The sequence below is a fragment of the Amycolatopsis sp. NPDC052450 genome (assembly GCF_044547565.1).
Lineage (GTDB): Bacteria > Actinomycetota > Actinomycetes > Mycobacteriales > Pseudonocardiaceae > Amycolatopsis.
The window spans coordinates 76,514-95,304 of sequence record NZ_JBIUAQ010000030.1; the positions used below are offsets into that span (position 1 = coordinate 76,514).

Sequence of the window (18,791 nt, forward strand, 5' to 3'; positions counted from 1 at the left end):
CGCGAAAGCCACTTTCGCGACGCCTGGGGTCGCGAAAGTGGCTTTCGCGACACGGTCACCCCACAGCCCACAAGCGAACCCCCGCGACCCGACACCATGAAGTCAGCGGAATGCTCACGGCCTCAGGCGACAGCATCTTCACCGCGCGAAGCAACAACAAGATCCTCCGGCACCACGCCGAATCACCACACGAACTTCCGACTCGGGACACTAGGCGCAAGCAAGGGGGCCTTCATGTACTTCACGCAAAAAGCGCCGCCACTCACGACCACCCGGCCCGGCCGATCAGCGGCTACAGCTTCTCGATGGCCGTCCGGAAACCCTCCAGCGCCGCGCGATAGAAGCGTGGGCCGTACGAAACCCGTGCCACGCCGAGTTCCCGGAGCCCGGCCAGGTCCAGTTCCTCGCCGACGTTGCCGTTCACCGGACACGCGAGTTCGGTGACCAGCGCGGCGATGTCGTCACGGCGTCGCACCCCGATCGGGTACACGCAGTCGGCCCCGGCCTCTCGGTAGAGCCTGCCCCGCCGGATGGCCTCGGCAAGCCTTTCCGGCTCCGGGATCCCGCGGTCACCGAGGAACGCGTCGACCCGGGCGTTGACGACGATCGGGACGCCGGCCTCCGTCGCGGCCGAGCGGATGTCCGCGAGCCGCTGGGCGTGCTCGGCGGCGTCGGTCAGCTTGCCGGTCCGGTGATCGGTGTCCTCCAGGTTGCAGCCGACGGCGCCGGTCTCCAGGAGCCGGTCCACGAACTCCCGCGGCGCCAGGCCGTAACCCGTTTCCGCGTCCACGGTGACCGGCAACGACACCGCGCGGGCGACCCGGCCCGCCGCCGCGAACATCTCTTGCCACGGCGCGCCTTCGCCGTCGGGGTAGCCGAGCATCGCCGAGACGGCGGCGCTGGCGGTGGCGATCGCGGGAAAACCCGCTTCCGCCACGACTTCGGCGCTCGCCGCGTCCCAGACGTTCGGCAGGACGAGCATTTCCCCGCTGTGCAGGGAGCGGAGTGCTTCGGCGAGAGCGTTCAGGTCGGTCATCGGTTTCTCCTCGATCGGTACGGGGTCATGGAAGAACGCGGGATCAGCCGCGCAGCGAGCGGGGAAGCCCGAAGGCGGCGAGCAGTGAGTTGTCGAGGAACCGGGTCACCGCGGTGATCCGGTCGCCTGCCAGTTCCAGCACGAGCACGCCGTGCGCGTGCCCGATCGGCGTCCTCGGATCACGGAGGTAGCAACCGAAGGCGGGTTGACCGTTCGCGCGGGTCGGGATCAGCGAGTACCGGCGGCCGTCGCGGAGGGCGACGGTCGCCAGGAAGTGCCCGACGGCGTCCGGACCCTGGTACTCCAAGGGAAGCGGGGGCATGGTCAGCCACGCGTCGTCGGTCAGCAGCGCGACGATGGCCTCGACGTCGCCGGTCTCGAAGGCGCGGGCGAACTCGTCGACGATCTGGCGTTCGCGCGGCGAATCCGGCAGGGGAGCGGTCTCGCGTCCGCCGCCCGGCATCTCCTTGGCCAGCGCCGAACGCGCCCGGTTCAGCGCGCTGGTCACGGCGTTCTCCGTGGTGCCGAGGATGCCCGCCGCCTCGGCGGCGCGGAACCCGAGGACGTCCCGCAGCACCAGCACGGCCCGCTGCCTCGGCGGAAGTTGCTGGAGTGCCGCCAGGAACGCGAGCGAGATCGATTCCCTGGTCTCGTAGCGTGCCTCCGGGCCGGGCATCTGATCGGCGATCCCGTCGAGCAGGACGTCGGGGCAGGGCTCCAGCCAGCTGGGTTCCGGGCGGCGGCGCGACGGCTCGGGCAACGGGACCTCCGGTCGGTAGGCCGCGTTGTCGTGCGGGCGGCGGCCGCCCGCCCGCAGCGCGTTGAGGCAGCGGTTGGTCGCGATCCGGTACAGCCAGGTTCGCACGGACGCGCGTTCCTCATACGCGTCGATCCCGCGCCACGCGGCCAGCAACGTCTCCTGCAGCAGATCCTCGGCGTCCTGCACGGAGCCCAGGATGCGGTAGCAGTGCACCTGCAGTTCACGGCGATACGGCGCGACGAGGTCTCGGAACGCCTCGCCGTCACCGGTTTTCGCCAAGCTCAGCAGCTCGTCCGCCCCCATGCCCGGTTCCTTTCTCCTGTGGTGTCCCTCGACAAGGATGGACACCGCCGTCGCCGGAAACTGGTCGGTCTCCGCCGAATCCGCGGAAAATCGGTTCCCGGCCCGCGTCTCCGGTGGTTACACTCGCCGCGAATCATCCCGGCGAGGAAGGACAGGACCGTGCGTCATCACCACGCCGTCGTCGTCCCCTCGGCCCGCTACGAGGTGATCCTCGTGTCTCCGCGCACCCGGTGCCTGCCGCGCGGCTAGCACCGGCCCGTTGACGAACGCCTGACCTTTCGCGCCCTCGTTCCCGTCGCCCCGCGACGGCGAGGGCGCCTGCCCGCGTTCGCCCGAATCGCGCAGTCCGAGCTCCGGAGATCACTTTCGAAAGGCCCGCGCCATGCGCACCGTCCCCCTGTCCGCCGTCCGCAATCTGGGCATTCTCGCCCATGTCGACGCGGGCAAGACCACCCTGACCGAACGGATCCTGTACGCCACCGGCACCACCTACAAACGCGGTGAGGTCCATGACGGCACGACCGTGACCGACTTCGATTCCCAGGAGCGAGACCGTGGCATCACCATTTTCGCCGCCGCCGTCAGCTGCTCGTGGGACGGCCATCTCGTCAACCTGATCGACACCCCCGGTCACGTCGACTTCTCCGACGAGGTCGAACGGTCGCTCCGGGTCCTCGACGGCGCCATCGCGGTGTTCGACGGCGTCGCGGGGGTCGAACCACAGAGCGAATCGGTGTGGCGCCAAGCGGACCGGCACGGCGTACCGCGGATCGCGTTCGTCAACAAACTCGACCGCGCGGGCGCCGACCTGGACGCGGCCGTGGAATCCATCCGGGAGCGGCTGCATCCGCGTCCGCTGGTGGTCCAGCTGCCGATCGGGGCGGAAGACGGTTTCGCGGGCGTCGTCGACCTGCTGCGGATGCGGTCGCTCATTTGGGCCGACGGCGGCGAGAAAGCCGAGGAAGGACCGGTTCCGGAGTCCCTTGTGGACGAAGCGAACCGGCGTCGCCGTCTGCTCGAAGAGGCCGTGGCGGACCTCCATCCGGCCGCGCTGGACGAATTCTGCGAGTCGTCCGCGGTTTCGGCGGAGACGCTGGTCTCGGCGCTGCGCGAGCTGACCCGCACCGGGGAAGGCGTCGTGGTGCTGTGCGGCTCGGCCTACCGCAACCGTGGTGTCGAGCCGCTGCTGGAAGCCGTCGTGGCGTATCTGCCCTCGCCGTCGGATGTCCCGCCGGTCCGGGGTGAGTACGAAGGGACGGCTCACGAACGGCCCGCCGATCCGTCGGCACCGTTCGCGGCACTGGTGTTCAAGGTGACGTCGACCGCCACCGGGCGGTTGACGTACCTGCGGGTGTATTCGGGCACGATCCGGACTTCGGAGGCGGTGATGGACGTGGGCAGCGGCCGGATCGAGCGTGTCGGCCGCATCCTGCGGGTCCAGGCGGACCGGCACACCAGGGTGGACAGTGCCGTCGCGGGCGACATCGTCGCGGTGGTCGGGCTGAAGACGGCGCGTGCCGGCGCGACATTGTGCACGCCGTCGGCGCCGCTCCTGCTCGAGCCGCCCGTCGTGGCCGATCCGGTCGTGTCGGTCGCCGTCGAGGCACGCACGGGAACGGACACGGAACGGCTGATGTCGGCGCTGGCGCGGCTGGTCGAGGAGGACCCGTCGCTGGTCATCCGGACCGATCGCGAAACCGGCCAGACCCTGCTCTCGGGAATGGGTGAACTGCATTTGGAGGTGGCGGTGGAGAAGATCCGGCGCGACCACGGGCTCGACGTCGGCGTCGGGCGGCCTCGCGTCGCCTACCGCGAGACCGTCGCGCGCGGTGTTTCCGGTTTCGTCTACCGGCACGTCAAACAGGACGGTGGCGCCGGGCAGTTCGCCCACGTCGTCATCGACACGGAACCGCTGGCGGACGGGGAATTCGAGTTCGAGTCCACTGTGGTCGGTGGCCGGGTGCCGCGGGAATACGTCCGCGCCGTCGAAGCGGGTTGCCGTGACGCGCTGGCGGAAGGTCCGCTCGGCGGGCATCCGGTGACGGGTGTCCGGGTCACGCTGACCGACGGGGCCACCCACTCGAAGGACTCGTCGGAGATGGCGTTCCGGACGGCCGGGCGGTTCGCGCTCCGGGAGGCGTTGCGCGCCGGTGCGATGACGTTGCTGGAGCCGGTGGCCGAAGTGACCGTCACCGTGCCCGAAAGCGCCGTCGGCGTGGTGCTCGGCGACCTCGCCGCCCGGCGCGGCCGGGTGCTGGGGTCGGCGGTGCGCGCGGGAACGACCGTGGTCACCGCGACCGTGCCGCTGGCCGAACTGTTCGGCTACGCGACGCGGCTGCGCAGCCGGACCCAGGGCCGGGGCACGTTCACCGCCCGGCCGACCGGCCACGCCCCGGCACCGGAGGGGCAGCCGGCCCGGTAGATCGACGATGGCCCGCCCACGACACTGTGGGCGGGCCATCGCCCGAACCGCTGTCACCCGGCGATCGGGCGCCGGGCGGCAGCCGTCTTCAGCCGGTCACGCCACCGGCCACGGCGGACGGCAGTTCTGCCGCGGCAACGCGTGCGACCCGTTGGTGTACACGCCGTCCGCGATCGTGTCCTCCATGATCGAGCGGTGATCGGCCGGCCGGGCCCACTGGTAACACAGGTGCTGGGCGAAGTACCCGCCCGGCGCTTCGATGGTGTCGAAGTGGCAGACGCCGTCGGTCTCGATGCAGTAGCGAATGAACGGGATACCGCCGAAGTCGGTGCGGCCGGGCCCGAACGACACGTAGCCGCCGAACGGCGACGGCGCCCCGGTGCCCGGCGGGAGCACCGCGCTGATCCCGCGTCCCGGCGGACCGACGGGCTGCATCGGGTCGGCGAAGATCTTCGCCCTGAACCGTGACCTGTCCACGGCCAGTTTCCCGTCGGCGATGTCGTTCAGCACCAGGTTCGCGACCAGCGCGCCCTGCGAGTAGCCGACGACGGTGAATTCCGCGCCGGGGTTCTCGTCGAAGGAGCTCTGGACGACACGGCGGGCTTCTTCGTGCCCGCGCGCGACGCTCTGGTCCATCGGCGTCTGGTCGCAGTTCGGTGCTCCGGCGGCCCCAGCCGGGTAGTGGACCACCTTCCGGATCCCGCCTCGCAACCAGGCGTCGTTGTAGACGGTCGCGGCTCCATCGCAGGTGCCGCCGATGAGGATGTAGTACCGCGCCTGGTCGGCCTGAGCAACCGGCGCGGTGACGCCGATCAGCCCGGCGGCCAGCGCGGCCGCCGCCAGGACCCCCCTGAGTTTCTTCACATTCATCGTCCCTTCCGTTCGATTACGGTGCGTGTTCGAACGCTAGGGATGCGTCATGAAATTCTGATGAAACGGCCTTCAGCGATGCGACAGCACGTTGACCACGTGACCGCCGGGGTCACGCACGAAGAACCGCCGGACGCCCCACGGCTCGTCGGTCAGTTCGTGCACGATCTCGGCGCCGGACGCCTTCGCCTCCTCGTACGCCGCGTCGACGTCGTCCACCTGGATCGAGACGGCAGGGACGACGGGCGCCGTTTCGTCGTGGGTCATGAGACTCAGCTGCACCTCCGGACGATCCGGATCGGCCAGGGTCACGATCCAGCCGTGATCCATCACCACTTCGAAGCCGAGCACCCGCTCGTAAAAGGCTTTCGCCTGCTCAAGTGACTTGGTCTCGAGGTCGGCTACCACTCTCTTGATCGGCATGCGCCGATACTGGCACAGCCCTCCGACGGTTTCGGGGGAGCAGGATCGGCGTCGCGAGCATGAGCGCCCCGGCGATACCGACCGCGGCACGCGGACCGGTGAACGCGGCGAGCAGCCCCCACAGCGCGGTCAGGGCCGCGGTGGTGAGTTTTCCGGCGATCGACCAGGCCGAAAGCGTGCGCGCCGCGCGGTCGAGGGGCACCATTTCGAGCCTGCTGGTGGCGAGCACCGGGTTGAACACGCCGATGCAGGTGATCAGGCAGAGTTCGACGACGATGACCAGGATCAGCCCGGGAACACCGGGCTGGATGAAGACGAGCCCGACGGGCCAGCAGATCCGCAGCCAACCGGCGACGAAGAGAACCCTGTCCCGGCCGTACCGGGCGACCATGGTCCGGGAGAGTCTCGAACCGATCAGCCCGCCGAGGCAGGGCACGGCGAAGGCCACCGCGTACTCCCAAGGAGCGAAACCGAGCTGCCCGAGCATCAGGACGGCCATCAGCGGCGCGGTGGCCATGATCAGGCCGTTGACCACGATCGTGTTGACGAACAGGGGCCGCAGCAACGGATGGGTGAGGATGAATCGCCATCCTTCCCGCAGGTCGCGGCCGGTCAGCCGAGGACCTTCCGGCCTCGCGGGTGGCGGTTCCGAACCGCCGACCGCGCGGATGCCGAGTGCCGAGAGCAGATAGCTGACCGCGTCGGCGGCGATCGTGCTCACCGGTCCGAACAGGCCGACGGCGAAACCGCCGAGCGGCGGGCCGAGCACGGTCGCCGTCCAGGTCGTCGATTCGAACCGGGCGTTCGCGACCAGCAGATCTTCCGCCGGCAGCAGGGTTTTCAGGAAAGCCCCGCCGGCCGCCAGGAAGGTGATGTCCGCCGCGGCGACGACGACCGACACGGCGAGAAGCTGCCCGAAGCCGAGCAGCCCGAACGCGTACGCCACCGGGACGGTCAGCAGCGCCGCGCAGCGGACTAGGTCCATCGCGATCATCACCGGACGTTTCCGGCGGAACTCGACCCAGGGGCCGAGCGGCAGCGCGACCACGGCGCCGACGACGAGCCCGGCCGCCGCCAGGAGCGAGACCTCGGTGGTGCCCGCGCCCAGCGCCACGATGGCGATCAGGCTGAAGGCGTCGAACGCGAACCTGGTTCCGAAAGCGCTCGCCGCGTACGCCGCCCAAAGCCAGCCGAACCGTCGCCCCAGCGATCTCCCACCCACCGCGAGATCAAAGCAAGCCGGGACGCGCAAGTCGAACAACGGGTCGTTGCCGAGTCACAACCGGCGGTTGTGCGACCCGCTCAGAGCTCCCCGAGCGCGGTGACCGGCGATTCGACGCAGTCGGCGACGAACCGGAGGAATCCGCCGGCGGTCCCGCCGTCGCACACCCGGTGGTCGAACGCCAGGGTCAGCTCGCAGACCTTCCTCGCCACCAGCGCGCCGTCGACGACCCAGGCACGGTCGATGATCCGGCCGATGCCGAGGATCGCCGCCTCCGGATGGTTGATGATCGCGGCGGAACCGTCGACGCCGAACACGCCGTAGTTGTTGATCGTGAAGGTCCCGCCCGCCGGGCCGGGTTTGCCTTCCTTGGCCTGTGTGGTCCGTTCGCGAATCGCCGCCGAAAGCTCCCTTGTGGACAGCGAACCCGCGTCGCGGACGACCGGGACGACGAGCCCGCGGTCGGTCTGCGCGGCGAAACCGAGGTTGATGTCCCGTAGCTGGACGATCTCGTCGCCTTCGACGCGTGAGTTCAGCTCGGGGTACTTCCGCAGGCCCGCGACGGCGAACCGGGCGACGAGACCGAGGAGGCTCACCGGACGGTCCGGTGCCGAGGCGTTGAGCGACTTCCGCGCGGCGACGAGTCCGGTCGCGTCGACGTCGACCCAGACCGTCGCCTCGGGGATCTGGCGTCGCGAGGTCGTCAGCTTGTCGGCGACCGCCTTGCGGACCCCGGTCAGCGGGATCCGCTTCTCGCCGTCCCTCGATTCGGGGACGGTCAGCGCCGCTTCGACGTCGGCGCGCCGGATGATGCCGCCGGGGCCGGTGCCGGTCAGTTTCGTCAGGTCGATCTTGTTGTCGGTGGCCATCTTGCGGACGAACGGCGAGATCACGCCCGGCGCTTTCGACGGCTTCTCGGGAGTCGCGACGACGGTGCGCGTCCGGCGGCGTCTCGTCGCGGTGGTCGTGCCGTAGCCGATGAGGACGTTGCCGCTGCCTTCACTCGCCGTCGTCACGCCGGGTTCGGTGAAGCCGGGGCCGATGGTGAGCAGGGGAGCGCCGACCGGCAGCGACTGGCCGGGTTCGCCGTGGAGGCGGGTGACGACACCGGCGAACGGCACCGGCACCTCGACCGCGGCCTTCGCGGTCTCCACTTCGACGACGGGCTGGTCGACGCCGACGGTGTCGCCTTCCGCGACGAGCCAGTTCACGATCGACGCCTCGGTCAGCCCCTCGCCGAGGTCCGGGAGCAGGAAGTCAGGCACCGGCCACCACCGGTTCGTCGTGCCACTGCAACCGGGCGACGGTGTCCAGGATCCGGTCGACGTCCGGAAGCTGATGGCGCTCCAGCTTCGGTGGCGGATAAGGGATGTCGAGTCCGGTCACGCGCAGTACGGGAGCGTGCAGCTGATGGAAGCACTGTTCGGTGACCCTGGCGACCACCTCGGCGCCGTAGCCGCCGAACCCGGCCGCCTCGTGGACGACGACCGCGCGCCCGGTGCGGCGCACCGAAGCGGTGACGGTCTCGTCGTCGAACGGGCTCAGCGACCGGAGGTCGACCACCTCGACGTCCCAGCCCTCGGCGGTCGCCGCCTCCGCCGTCTCCAGTGCGGTGGCGACCATCGGGCCGTACGCGATCAGCGTGACGTCCTTGCCCTCGCGGCGGACGACCGCGCGGTCCATGGCCGCGCCGTCGCGGGTGAAAGACACGGGTTCTTTCGACCAGTAGCGGCATTTGGGTTCGAGGAAGATCACCGGATCCGGCGAGTCGATCGAATCCCGCAGGAGGTCGTAGGCGTCCTGGGGAGTGCCGGGCGTGACGACGCGCAGGCCGGGCGTGTGCGTGTAGTAGGCCTCGCTCGAGTCGCAGTGATGCTCGACGCCGCCGATCCCGCCCGCGTAAGGGATCCGGATGACCATCGGCAGCGACAGCGCGCCCCGGGTCCGGTTCCGCAGTTTCGCGACATGCGAGGTGATCTGCTCGAACGCGGGGTACGCGAAGGCGTCGAACTGCATTTCGACCACCGGACGGAACCCGCCCATCGCCATCCCGACCGCGAAGCCGACGATGCCGGATTCGGCCAGCGGCGTGTCGAAACAGCGTTCCTCGCCGAAGTCGGCGGTGATGCCGTCGGTCACCCGGAACACCCCGCCGAGCGGGCCGACGTCCTCGCCGAAGATCAGCACACGGTCGTCGTCCTTGATCGCGTCACGCAAGGCGGCGTTGAGGGCTTGAGCCATCGAGATCTCGGTCATCAGGCCTCCAATTCGGCCGCGACCAGCGCCCGCTGGGCGGCCAGTTGGCGGGTCGGAACGGCGTATACGTGCTCGAACAGCGACATTGGATCCGGCTCGACGTCGGCGTTGAGGGTGTCGCGCACCCCGGCGGCGAATGTCTCCGCCTCGGCCCGGAATCGCTCGATATCGTTCGCGGACAACAGGTTCTCGTTGGTCAGGTAGGTTTCGAGGCGGCGGACGGGGTCGGCCGCGCGCCACTTCTCGACCTCGGCCTGGTCGCGGTAGCGGGTGGCGTCGTCGGCGTTGGTGTGCGCGTCGATCCGGTAGGTGTGCGCCTCGACCAGGACGGGCCCGAGGCCGGAGCGCGCGTGCGCGACAGCGTCGTCCAGCACCGCGAGGACCGCGAGGGCGTCGTTGCCGTCGACCTGCTCGGAGCGGACGCCGTAGCCGACACCCTTGTAGGCCAGCGCGGGGGCGGCGCTCTGCTTCTCGAACGGCACCGAAATCGCGAACCCGTTGTTCTGCACGAAGAACACCACGGGCGCCTTGAACACGGCCGCGAAGTTGAGCGCCTCGTGGAAGTCGCCTTCACTGGTAGCGCCGTCCCCGATGAGCGCGAACGCGACGCTGTCCTCCCCGCGGCGCTGCATCGCGTGGGCGAGCCCGGCCGCGTGGAGGGTCTGGGTGGCCAGCGGGGTGCACTGCGGAGCGACACGGGTCTTGGCGGGGTCGTAGCCACAATGCGCGTCGCCGCGAAGGAGCGTCAGGATCTCGCCCGGTTCGAGCCCGCGGGCGACCAGCGCGACGGAGTCGCGGTAGGTCGGGAAGAGCCAATCCGCGTCGGTGAGGGCCAGCGTGCTCGCGACCTGGCAGGCCTCCTGGCCGGCACTCGACGGGTAGACCGCGAGGCGCCCCTGTTTGGTCAGCGCGGTCGCCTGCGCGTCGAACCGGCGGCCGAGCACCATCAGCCGGTAGGCCTCGACGAGCCGCTCGGACGGCGGCTCGGAGTAGTGACCGTGTTCGTCGACGCGTGTGCCGTCCTCGGCGAGGAACCGCACCGGGACTCCGGACGGCAGCAACGCGGCGGCAGAGGTCTCCCGCGACATGGCGCAGCACCACCTTTCACAGACATATGATGCTGAGATGGTGGTTTCCGGAGTCCCAGTGTTCAAGAGGTACGCGAAATGGGCGACAAACTGTCCTCGGAATCGGTTCAGCCGGACCAACCGTCCAGTAGTGGCGTGGCTCACGGCCGGGATCCGGGACGAACGGTCCTTGCCCTCGACGACATCGACCGCGCGATCCTCGCCGAGCTGTCCGCCGACGGCAGGCTCGCCGTCCGCGCGCTTGCGGAACGACTGCACATCTCGCGCACCAACGCCTACGCGAGACTGGACCGTCTGATGTCCGAAGGCGTCATCACCGGCTTCGGCGCCCGGATCGACCCGCGGCGCGCCGGACTCGGAACGAGCGCGTACATCCTGATCACCGTCGAGCAGACCTCGTGGCGCACGATGTCGGCCGAATTGCGGCAGATCCCGTTCGTCGAGCACGTTTCACTCGTCGGCGGCGACTTCGACATCCTGCTGCTGGTGCGTACCCCCGACAACGCTTCGCTGCGGGATGTGGTCCTGGAGCGGCTGCAAGCACTGGACGGTGTGCGGTCGACGCGGACGTGGCTGATCTTCGAGGAGCAGTCGGGCGTCGCCCCTCGCGAGTGGTGATCGGTCCGGCTGCTGTAACGCTCTCCGCCCACCCGCCGAATACAGGCGGGTTCGACGGCGGAGGGCGGTGCTGTTGCCCCCTGGTGACCGAGGCGCACCGCCGGACAGGCCATTCGGGTGACAACGGTTCGGCATTCGATGTATCTGGTGTGCTCCCCATTGACACCTTCCTGCGATCGCGGCGACCGGGTGGAGGAATGCGGTGACCATGGAGGACGCGGGTCAGGATTATCTGACGCGGCAGATCGGGGCTCTGCTCGAGGCGATTCGTGAGGAGGGCCCGGTCGGCGAGGGCAGACGCAGTTTCCGGCTCGCCGGGCATCTCGCCGCGGAGGGCGGGTTCCACCTCGGCGACATCCTCGCGGCGACGGCGCAGTTGCTGGCGGTCCACGCCTGGAACAACGGCTACCTCGGCGCGGCGGAACTGCTGACGCGCCGCATGCGGGAGTTCGGTGCGGAGTCCGTGGAGCTGGTGCGGTATCTCGTGCGGCTGGAGACCGGGAGCGAGCAGGGCTGGCTTCCGCGAGACGACCGCGAAGCCCTCATCGACTACGCGCGGCGCGCCCAGCGGCCCGACATCGAGCGGCGGGCGCAGGCGATCGAGCCGCTGCTGCCCGGGGTCAGCGGCCCCGAGCGTCCTGATCGGATGGCCAGTGAGTCGTGAGATAGTGCTCCGGATCCGCGAGAACGCCTCGGATCACCGAGCCGGCGGCGCCGCGTACGGCGGCTCCCGTGCCGAGCGACGATCGGATGACGCGCACCGGGGACCATGCCGTGCTGGGCACGCGGCGCTCCAGTTCGGCGAGGAGTGGCTCACGCAGCCATGGTTCGAGCCTCGCGTAGGTCCCGCCTAGCACCACCGCCGGGACGTCCATCAGGTTGACCACGGTGGACAGTCCGATGCCGAGATGGCCGGCGGCGGCGGTGACCGCGGAAAGAGCCGCCCCGTCGCCGGATTCCAGCGCGGAGACCAGATCGTCGACCGTCTCCGCGCCCGCGAGCCGCAGGATCTCCTCCTGGCCCGCCATCCGTTCCAGGCAGCCGTTCGCGCCGCAGGAACACGGCGGGCCGTCGGGTGCCACGGGCAGATGGCCGATCTCGCCGCCCGCGCCGCGGACGCCTTCGAACAGGGCGCGGTCCAGCACGATTCCCGCACCGATCCCGATCTCGCCGGACACGTGGACGAAATCCGGCAACGCCGAGCCGTGCCAGAGTTCGGCGAGCGCCGCGAAGTTGGCTTCGTTGGCGACGGTGAACGTCTCTCCGAGCCGGTCCGCGAGGTCGACGTCGCGCCAGCCCAGGTTGGGGGCCAGTCGCACGAGGCCGGATTCGACCAGGCCCGGAACCGCGATAGCGACGCCGCCGACGGGCACCCCCAGCGCGTCCGCCTGCTTCCGTGCCTTGCGCAGGAACGCCGACACACGCTGGAAAACGCGAGGCGTCCGGTTGTCCGCGTATCGGACCTCCTCCGCCCGGACGGTGCCGTTCAGATCGACGAGGCAGGACGCCAGGTAATCGACGCCGATCTCGATGCCGAGTCCGTGCGGGCCGGCGGGGGAGAGCGACACGACGGTGCCGCGCCTGCCGGGGCCTGTCCGGCGTTCCGGCTCGCCTTCGGCCACGAGGTCCGCCGCGATCAGGCGGTCGACCACGATCGACACGGTGGCCTTCGTGAGCCCGGTGGCGGCGGCGAGGCCCGCCCGTGAGGTGCCTGGGCCGTCCGCGATCGCGCCGAGGACGAGGGCGGCGTTGTGCTGCCGCACGGTGTGCTGTCCCGCCGGACGCGTACCGATCATCGCGCGATTGTATTCGTTCGATGCCTGAACGAAAGGCTTGACCCGCCGGGTCTCCCGTCGATAAGTTCAGGCATCAAACTAATTGGTGGAGGCGAAATGGCTCAGGCACCGACGCGTGAGGACAAGTTCAGCTTCGGGTTGTGGACCGTGGGCTGGCAGGCGAACGACATGTTCGGCCCGGCGAGCCGGGCCCCGCTCGACCCGGTCGAAGCCGTGCACCGTCTCTCGGACCTCGGCGCCTGGGGAATCACCTTCCACGACGACGACCTGATCCCGTTCGGCTCGGCCGACGCGGAGCGCGCGCGGCAGCTGAAACGCTTCCAAGGCGCGCTCGACGAGACCGGTCTCGTCGTCCCGATGGTGACCACGAACCTGTTCAGCCACCCGGTCTTCAAGGATGGCGGCCTGACCAGCAACGACCGTGAAGTCCGCCGCTACGCCCTGCGCAAGGTGCTGCGGAACCTCGACCTCGCCGCTGAATTGGGCGCGTCGACGTTCGTGCTCTGGGGTGGTCGTGAAGGCAGCGAGACCGACGCTTCGAAAGACGTCCGCGCGGCGATGGACCGCTACCGCGAGGGCATCGACTTCCTCGCCCAGTACGTCATCGACCAGGGCTACGGCCTCCGGCTCGCGCTCGAACCGAAGCCGAACGAACCTCGCGGCGACATCCTGCTGCCGACCATCGGGCACGCGCTCGCGTTCATCTCCACGCTCGACAACCACGAGATCGTCGGCGTGAACCCCGAGGTCGGGCACGAGCAGATGGCCGGGCTCAACATCGTCCACGGCATCGGGCAGGCCCTGTGGCAGGGCAAGCTGTTCCACATCGACCTCAACGGCCAGCGCGGCCCGCGGTTCGACCAGGACCTCGTGTTCGGCCACGGCGACGTGCTGTCGTCGTTCTTCCTGGTCGACCTGCTGGAGCACGGCGGCTACGACGGTCCGCGCCACTTCGACTACAAGCCGCTGCGCACGGAGAACATGGACGGCGTCTGGGCCAGCGCCGAGGCCAACATGGCCAGCTACCTGCTGTTCGCCGAACGTGCCCGGGCGTTCCGTGCCGATCCCGAGGTGCGGGCCGCGCTCGACGCCGCGCTCGTCCCGGAGCTGGCGACACCGACCCTCGACGAGGGCGAGACGGCGGCGGATCTGCTGGCGGACCGATCGGCGTTCGAGGATTTCGACCCGGACAAGGCGGCGGAGCGCGGTTACGGTTTCATCCGCCTGTCCCAGCTGGCCCTCGAACACCTCACCGGGGCGCGCCAGAACCGGACGACGTCACCTGGCTAGGCGACTTCCGGTTCGACGCCGAGGAAGGCCGCTCGCAGTCTGCGGATCCGCGCCCAGAACTCAGCCTCGCGACCGGGCTCGAGAACACCGAGGTACCCGCCGGGGACGACGCGGCCGACGAACGGACCGGAAGTCCACACTCGCCAGCCGCCCGTCGCGTCGTCACCCGAGGCGGACGCGGGATCGTCGGTCCCGCGTATCGCCGCGATCGGGCACGAGAGCCGGGTCCTGGCAGGCCCGCGGTAGGCGTTCAGCATTTGGAGGTCGCCCAGCAGCAGATCCAGGGCGTACTCCCAGCCTTCGGGCGAATCCCGATAGCCCGCGACCGGGGTGAGGCCGGTGCGGCCGAACACCCGGCCGATGGCGGACGCGCCCGCCTTGGCGGTCTTTTCCGGCGAGCGCCGCTGCGGGGCACACGCGTCCACGACGATCAGCGCGCCCGGGGAGACACCCAGCCGTTGAGCCGTTTCCAAGGCGACGAAGGCACCCATTCCGAAACCGATGATCACGGAGCGGGAAAATCCGGCCTTCGATGTCGCGCCGGCCACGAGGGTGGCGAGTTCTTCGAGGGAGGACGCAGGCGTGTCCGCGAGCCGATCCCCGTGGCCGGGATATTCGACGCCCCAGACGTCCGCGTCCGCCGCCCCGGCGAGCGGACCGAAGGTCTGAAGTGTGCCGCCGGCGGGCGGAAACAGCAGGTGGCCGGGGCCGCGACTGTCTGATGTGGACAGTGGAATGAATGCGGCCTTCATGATCCGAAAGATACGCGCCGTTAATCCGAATGGGGTAACGGTTCGGCTTCGACCAAGATCAATTCACCCATCAGGGGGAGCTCGCTTCGAGAAGGCCGCCCGGCTGTGTCGTATCTGGCGGCCCCCGTTCGACGTCTTGTTAAGAGCCGGAAGGAGAAAGCGATGAACACCACGACACTGGCCTCGACCACGCGGCTGAACCCGGTGGGCCGCACCCTGCCGGTTCTGCTGGCGATGGAGGACGACGCGGAGGACGTCGGCCGCCTGGCCCCGGACGACCGCCTGACCTGTCACGTGCACGGCCGCTGGATCCACCAGTGCGTCGCTTCGCCGCTGCACGTCAACCCGATCACCCGGCACCGCTGGTGTCGTTCGTGCGCGACCGCGTTGACCGTTTCCGTCGACGAACTGTCCGGCGACGTCACGATGTCCTGTCCTCGCTGCGGCCACGGCGAAAGCGCCGCCTCGGCCAAGCTGATCGCCGCGTGCCGGGCCAGCCTGGCCGCCGCTCGCCGTCACTCCGGCGCACGGGCCGCCTGACCGGCCCAGTCGAGGACACGCTTGATGATCAGGTCGCGGTCTTCCGGGCGGAGATGGAGATAGTGCCCGGCGTCCGGCAGGATTTCGACGTCGGCATGGGGGAGCAGGCTTTCGAGTCTCGCGGCGGCCGCGGCCGAATCGTGTACGGCGCTGCGGCCGCCGAACAGGGCGAGGGCAGGAATTTCGATGGACCGCAGCGCCTCCGCACTGGGGAGGACTTGGAACGGCACCCGTGCGCGGTAGCACCGGATTCCCGCCAGCACCAGTTGGGCGGCGGGCTGGTCGAGGATGTCCTCCCCGGCGGACCACGTCACGAAACGCCGCCACAGACGGTCGCTGTCGAGTAATGCCGCGGGCAAGCCGTAGTAGAACACTTTCCGGGCGAACGGTGCCGAAACGGTGGTCGCGTCAAGCAACGCGATGGACGCGAGCCTGCCGGGTGCGTGGATCGCCTGGTTGACCGCGTGCCAGCCGCCCGTCGAACCGCCGACGAGATGCACCGAGGACAGCTCCAGGCACTCGAAAACGTCGTCGAGAGCGCTCGCGCGGTCACGGATGTCCTTGAACGGCGCCCTTTGCACGCTTCGGCCCGCCTCGCCGAGGGTGTCGATCGCGTAGACCGCGTGCCGTTCCGCCAAAGCGGGAAGCAGTGCCGCGTAACAGGCGGAAGTCGCCGACAGCCCCGGCAGGAGGGCGATCGGCGAGCCTCCATCGCCGTAGCGGTAGACGCGGGTGCTGCCATGCCGTGTCTCGACGTCGAAGACGTGAGCCGGCTCCGGGCACTCGGCCATGGCGCGGTCGTAGGCGGCGAAATAACGCTTCTCGGCCGCCGGATTCCTGAAACCTCCGATTTTCGTCATGCTCCGGACGTTAGGCGGAGCCGCGTTCCCGGTCTTGAACGAAAGTAAGCTGGCGGGATGGGCGGATGGGGTCTCGTGACACCGCGGCAGGACCTCCTTCGCGCACCCGGCGAGCGGATCCTCCGATGGCCGCATCCCCGCCTCGCCGCTCACGTGTCGAGCTACGTCGCGCACGACCTCCCCGACGCCGGCGCGAACTCCTGGCAGGTCACCCCGCTGTCCGTGCTCACCTGGATGATCGACTTCGAAGCCCCGGATCGCGGTCCGGGGATCCCGGATTCACCCGTGCTGGGGTTGCGAGACCGGCCGCTGCGTTTGGACCAGTCCGGCGCTTCGCGCGGAATCCTCGTCACGCTGACCCCGCTCGGTTCGTACGCGTTGTTCGGGATCCCGTTGCGGGAGTTGACGAACGGGGCGATCGCGGCGTCCGACCTGCTGCCGGTCGAGCTCTTGACCGAACAGCTGGCCGAGGCCCCGGACTGGCCGGAGCGCTTCCGGCTACTGGACGAGTACCTGGCGGCGAGGCTCGCCCACGGTCCCGGACTGGCGGCACCCGTCCGATACGCGTGGGACCGGCTGTCCGCCGGACCGGTCCGCGTCGACGCCCTCGCCGGCGAGATCGGCTGGAGCAGACAGCATCTCACCAGCCGGTTCCGTGAACAGATCGGGCTGAATCCCCGCACGGTCGGGCGGATCGCCCGGCTCAATCGCGTGCTGGCGCTGATGAGCCGGGAGCCATCCCTTTCGTGGGCGGACGTCGCGTATTCGGGCGGCTACAGCGACCAGGCGCATCTCATCCGCGAGTTCCGGGCGTTGACGGGATGCAGCCCGACGGAGGCCGGGAAACCGGGGCTGTTCGTGGGGGCAGGACCGTTCTCCCCTCGAAAAAAGTGAAAGCGCGTGGATTTCCCCGAAACAGCACTCCGTACAACGAGCGTTCACCCGATTGGCGGAGGTAGGTTGCGGGCATGACCCTGGTTTCGACGCCTGCCGAGGCTGCCACGCGGATCACCGGACGAGCCGTCGCCGAGCAGAGGAGTCTCTCCAGCGGAGTGACCGAAGTGGTGCTGGACAGCGGCGACACGGTGGTCGTCAAACGGGGTCATGCCCGGACCGCGACGGCCGCGGAGGCGGCGGGGCTGCGTTGGCTGGATACACCTGGAGCCGTGCGCGTGCCCGAGGTCCGCGGCCACGACGGCGAATGGCTGGTCACGGAACTGGTCGGCGGTGGACGGCCGACACATCACGCGGCGGAGCGGCTGGGAAGGGGACTCGCGGCGTTGCACGCGGCCGGAGCGCCCGCGTTCGGCGCCGCGCCGCCGGACGGGCCTGTCGACGCGTGGATCGGCTTGGCCCCGATGGCGAACACTCCGGGGGAGGACTGGCCGCGGTGGTACGCCGAGCACCGGATCCTGCCCTATGTCCGCCGCGCGGTCGACGAAGGCACTTTGAACGCTGACGAAACCGCTGTCATCGAGCAAGCTTGCGCGCGGCTCCCGGAGGTCGCCGGTCCGGCCGAACCTCCGGCCCGCCTGCACGGCGACCTGTGGAACGGCAACGTGCTGTGGGGTGCTGTCGAGGCCTCGATCATCGACCCGGCCGCACACGGCGGCCATCGCGAGACCGATCTGGCCATGCTCCAGTTGTTCGGCTGCCCACTGCTCGACCGGGTGCTCGCCGCCTACCAGGAAGTCGCCCCGCTCGCCGACGGCTGGACCGGCCGGATCGGCGCGCACCAGCTGTTCCCGCTTCTCGTCCACACCGTCCTTTTCGGACGGTCCTATGCCGGGCAGGCGGTCGCGGCGGCGAGGGCTGTCGGCCGGTAGTGACGGCCGGTCGGCACGGCTCACCTCATTTGCTCGATCGGGCGAGCCGGTCGAGCCATTCGGCGAGCATCGCGTGTTCGGCCGGGGTCAGGACGTCTCCCTGTTCCTTCTCGAGCGCGGCTTTGAGCGCGATCGCACGGCTCGGGATGGCTGAATCCTCTTTCGCGCCGTCGGTGGTGATCGCGGCGATCACGTGTTCGCGCGCGGCGATGATCACGTCCGGATCGCGGTGCCCCGGAGGGCTCGCGAGGAAGGAGAGGATCACGCCCATCCCGGTCGCGTGCACCAGTTGCGCGGCTTGCTCGACCGGGACGCGCAGCCTGCCCGCCTCGGCGATGCGTTCGACGATGCGGCGGAGCATCGCGTCTGCCTCCTGGCGTGCTTCGCGGACACGGGGCTCGCCGTACATGAGCAGGTAGAAAGCGGGCTGGTGCAAGCCGAACTCGACGTGCAGGTCCCAGCCTCGCCGGAGGTCGCGGACCGGGTCGTCGGTTTCGCCGAGGGCGTGTTTCCCCTCCAAGTAGCTCTTGAAGCCATACGTCGCGACCGCGTCTAGAAGGCCGTCCTTGTCGCCGAAGGTCCGGTAGAGCGTCGGCGCCTGAACTCCGGCGGCGGCGCTGACCGCACGCGTCGACAACGCGTCTCGTCCGCCTTCCCGCAGGAGTTCCGCCGCCGCGCGGACCAGCCGGTCTTTCGTCGTCAACGTCATGTATCGACGATAACACTCAT

18 protein-coding genes and 1 pseudogene are annotated in these 18,791 nt (G+C 69.6%); 7 read left to right on the top strand and 12 right to left on the bottom strand.

All coding sequences use genetic code 11. The annotated features are described in order from the left end of the window. Nucleotides 1–292: 292 nt before the first annotated feature. Nucleotides 293–1,036: an isocitrate lyase/phosphoenolpyruvate mutase family protein gene (locus ACIHAO_RS34545; RefSeq protein ID WP_396565044.1), complete on the bottom strand. Its 744-nt coding sequence runs from the start codon at nucleotides 1,034–1,036 to the stop codon at nucleotides 293–295. A gap of 43 nt (nucleotides 1,037–1,079) precedes the next feature. Then, entirely contained in the window at nucleotides 1,080–2,099 is a 1,020-nt protein-coding gene (locus ACIHAO_RS34550) for a sigma-70 family RNA polymerase sigma factor (protein ID WP_396565046.1), read from the bottom strand. A gap of 382 nt (nucleotides 2,100–2,481) precedes the next feature. On the opposite strand from ACIHAO_RS34550, the gene fusA reads away from it, so the two are divergent. Then, complete coding sequence (gene fusA, locus ACIHAO_RS34555) at nucleotides 2,482–4,521, top strand: elongation factor G (protein WP_396565048.1); 2,040 nt, start codon at nucleotides 2,482–2,484, stop codon at nucleotides 4,519–4,521. Nucleotides 4,522–4,617: 96 nt separating this feature from the next. On the opposite strand, the gene ACIHAO_RS34560 is transcribed toward fusA, so the two are convergent. From ACIHAO_RS34560 to pdhA, 6 genes and pseudogenes are all read right to left on the bottom strand, one after another. After that, nucleotides 4,618–5,391, bottom strand: coding sequence for a PE-PPE domain-containing protein (locus ACIHAO_RS34560; RefSeq protein WP_396565050.1), 774 nt, complete (start codon nucleotides 5,389–5,391; stop codon nucleotides 4,618–4,620). 72 nt (nucleotides 5,392–5,463) lie between these two features. After that, nucleotides 5,464–5,742, bottom strand: coding sequence for a VOC family protein (locus tag ACIHAO_RS34565; protein ID WP_370305939.1), 279 nt, complete (start codon nucleotides 5,740–5,742; stop codon nucleotides 5,464–5,466). Beyond that, nucleotides 5,651–7,036: pseudogene (locus tag ACIHAO_RS34570) on the bottom strand (MFS transporter); the annotation flags it as partial. The pseudogene ACIHAO_RS34570 and the gene ACIHAO_RS34565, both read right to left, overlap by 92 nt. Nucleotides 7,037–7,116: 80 nt before the next feature. Beyond that, a complete protein-coding gene (locus ACIHAO_RS34575; RefSeq protein WP_396565053.1) occupies nucleotides 7,117–8,301 on the bottom strand; it encodes a dihydrolipoamide acetyltransferase family protein in 1,185 nt (394 codons plus the stop codon). Next, nucleotides 8,294–9,292, bottom strand: coding sequence for an alpha-ketoacid dehydrogenase subunit beta (locus tag ACIHAO_RS34580; RefSeq protein ID WP_125783001.1), 999 nt, complete (start codon nucleotides 9,290–9,292; stop codon nucleotides 8,294–8,296). Before ACIHAO_RS34580 ends, ACIHAO_RS34575 begins: the two co-directional genes overlap by 8 nt. Continuing rightward, nucleotides 9,292–10,380: a pyruvate dehydrogenase (acetyl-transferring) E1 component subunit alpha gene (pdhA, locus tag ACIHAO_RS34585; RefSeq protein ID WP_396565055.1), complete on the bottom strand. Its 1,089-nt coding sequence runs from the start codon at nucleotides 10,378–10,380 to the stop codon at nucleotides 9,292–9,294. The genes ACIHAO_RS34580 and pdhA overlap by 1 nt, the downstream gene beginning before the upstream one ends. 135 nt (nucleotides 10,381–10,515) lie before the next feature. Between pdhA and ACIHAO_RS34590 the strand changes: the two genes are divergently transcribed. Continuing rightward, nucleotides 10,516–10,998 (top strand): Lrp/AsnC family transcriptional regulator, encoded by a 483-nt coding sequence (locus ACIHAO_RS34590; RefSeq protein ID WP_125783005.1) that lies wholly within the window; start codon nucleotides 10,516–10,518, stop codon nucleotides 10,996–10,998. A gap of 208 nt (nucleotides 10,999–11,206) precedes the next feature. Then, on the top strand, nucleotides 11,207–11,662 hold the full coding sequence (locus tag ACIHAO_RS34595; RefSeq protein ID WP_396565099.1) for a hypothetical protein: 456 nt from the start codon (nucleotides 11,207–11,209) through the stop codon (nucleotides 11,660–11,662). Here the strand turns inward: ACIHAO_RS34595 and ACIHAO_RS34600 are convergent. Beyond that, on the bottom strand, nucleotides 11,619–12,794 hold the full coding sequence (locus ACIHAO_RS34600; protein ID WP_396565058.1) for an ROK family protein: 1,176 nt from the start codon (nucleotides 12,792–12,794) through the stop codon (nucleotides 11,619–11,621). The two genes, ACIHAO_RS34595 and ACIHAO_RS34600, sit on opposite strands and share 44 nt — an antisense overlap. Before the next feature lie 96 nt (nucleotides 12,795–12,890). Here ACIHAO_RS34600 and xylA point away from each other — a divergent pair, with 96 nt between their 5' ends. Then, nucleotides 12,891–14,084, top strand: a complete 1,194-nt coding sequence (gene xylA, locus ACIHAO_RS34605) for a xylose isomerase (RefSeq protein ID WP_396565060.1) — start codon at nucleotides 12,891–12,893, stop codon at nucleotides 14,082–14,084. Here xylA and ACIHAO_RS34610 read toward each other — a convergent pair. Continuing rightward, nucleotides 14,081–14,836 carry a thioesterase II family protein gene (locus tag ACIHAO_RS34610; protein WP_396565062.1) on the bottom strand — a complete coding sequence of 252 codons (756 nt, stop codon included), beginning with the start codon at nucleotides 14,834–14,836 and terminating at the stop codon, nucleotides 14,081–14,083. The two genes, xylA and ACIHAO_RS34610, sit on opposite strands and share 4 nt — an antisense overlap. Before the next feature lie 162 nt (nucleotides 14,837–14,998). Between ACIHAO_RS34610 and ACIHAO_RS34615 the strand changes: the two genes are divergently transcribed. Then, entirely contained in the window at nucleotides 14,999–15,376 is a 378-nt protein-coding gene (locus ACIHAO_RS34615) for a hypothetical protein (RefSeq protein ID WP_125783015.1), read from the top strand. Here the strand turns inward: ACIHAO_RS34615 and ACIHAO_RS34620 are convergent. Further along, nucleotides 15,352–16,236: an alpha/beta fold hydrolase gene (locus ACIHAO_RS34620; protein WP_396565064.1), complete on the bottom strand. Its 885-nt coding sequence runs from the start codon at nucleotides 16,234–16,236 to the stop codon at nucleotides 15,352–15,354. The genes ACIHAO_RS34615 and ACIHAO_RS34620 overlap by 25 nt on opposite strands. Nucleotides 16,237–16,293: 57 nt before the next feature. On the opposite strand from ACIHAO_RS34620, the gene ACIHAO_RS34625 reads away from it, so the two are divergent. Both ACIHAO_RS34625 and ACIHAO_RS34630 read left to right on the top strand, forming a co-directional pair. Next, nucleotides 16,294–17,130 (top strand): helix-turn-helix domain-containing protein, encoded by an 837-nt coding sequence (locus ACIHAO_RS34625; RefSeq protein ID WP_396565066.1) that lies wholly within the window; start codon nucleotides 16,294–16,296, stop codon nucleotides 17,128–17,130. Between the two features lie 74 nt (nucleotides 17,131–17,204). Next, on the top strand, nucleotides 17,205–18,062 hold the full coding sequence (locus ACIHAO_RS34630) for a fructosamine kinase family protein (protein WP_396565068.1): 858 nt from the start codon (nucleotides 17,205–17,207) through the stop codon (nucleotides 18,060–18,062). A 25-nt stretch (nucleotides 18,063–18,087) separates the two neighbouring features. Here the strand turns inward: ACIHAO_RS34630 and ACIHAO_RS34635 are convergent, their stop codons facing one another. Then, nucleotides 18,088–18,771 (bottom strand): TetR/AcrR family transcriptional regulator, encoded by a 684-nt coding sequence (locus ACIHAO_RS34635; RefSeq protein WP_396565070.1) that lies wholly within the window; start codon nucleotides 18,769–18,771, stop codon nucleotides 18,088–18,090. Between the last annotated feature and the right edge of the window lie 20 nt (nucleotides 18,772–18,791).

Coding starts and splice junctions, on each gene's coding strand:
- ACIHAO_RS34545 (WP_396565044.1), bottom strand. CDS start 1,036: ATGACCGACCTGAACGCTCTCGCCGAAGCACTCCGCTCCCTGCACAGC.
- ACIHAO_RS34550 (WP_396565046.1), bottom strand. CDS start 2,099: ATGGGGGCGGACGAGCTGCTGAGCTTGGCGAAAACCGGTGACGGCGAG.
- fusA (WP_396565048.1), top strand. CDS start 2,482: ATGCGCACCGTCCCCCTGTCCGCCGTCCGCAATCTGGGCATTCTCGCC.
- ACIHAO_RS34560 (WP_396565050.1), bottom strand. CDS start 5,391: ATGAATGTGAAGAAACTCAGGGGGGTCCTGGCGGCGGCCGCGCTGGCC.
- ACIHAO_RS34580 (WP_125783001.1), bottom strand. CDS start 9,292: ATGACCGAGATCTCGATGGCTCAAGCCCTCAACGCCGCCTTGCGTGAC.
- pdhA (WP_396565055.1), bottom strand. CDS start 10,380: ATGTCGCGGGAGACCTCTGCCGCCGCGTTGCTGCCGTCCGGAGTCCCG.
- ACIHAO_RS34595 (WP_396565099.1), top strand. CDS start 11,207: ATGGAGGACGCGGGTCAGGATTATCTGACGCGGCAGATCGGGGCTCTG.
- ACIHAO_RS34600 (WP_396565058.1), bottom strand. CDS start 12,794: ATGATCGGTACGCGTCCGGCGGGACAGCACACCGTGCGGCAGCACAAC.
- xylA (WP_396565060.1), top strand. CDS start 12,891: ATGGCTCAGGCACCGACGCGTGAGGACAAGTTCAGCTTCGGGTTGTGG.
- ACIHAO_RS34610 (WP_396565062.1), bottom strand. CDS start 14,836: ATGAAGGCCGCATTCATTCCACTGTCCACATCAGACAGTCGCGGCCCC.
- ACIHAO_RS34615 (WP_125783015.1), top strand. CDS start 14,999: ATGAACACCACGACACTGGCCTCGACCACGCGGCTGAACCCGGTGGGC.
- ACIHAO_RS34620 (WP_396565064.1), bottom strand. CDS start 16,236: ATGACGAAAATCGGAGGTTTCAGGAATCCGGCGGCCGAGAAGCGTTAT.
- ACIHAO_RS34625 (WP_396565066.1), top strand. CDS start 16,294: ATGGGCGGATGGGGTCTCGTGACACCGCGGCAGGACCTCCTTCGCGCA.
- ACIHAO_RS34630 (WP_396565068.1), top strand. CDS start 17,205: ATGACCCTGGTTTCGACGCCTGCCGAGGCTGCCACGCGGATCACCGGA.
- ACIHAO_RS34635 (WP_396565070.1), bottom strand. CDS start 18,771: ATGACGTTGACGACGAAAGACCGGCTGGTCCGCGCGGCGGCGGAACTC.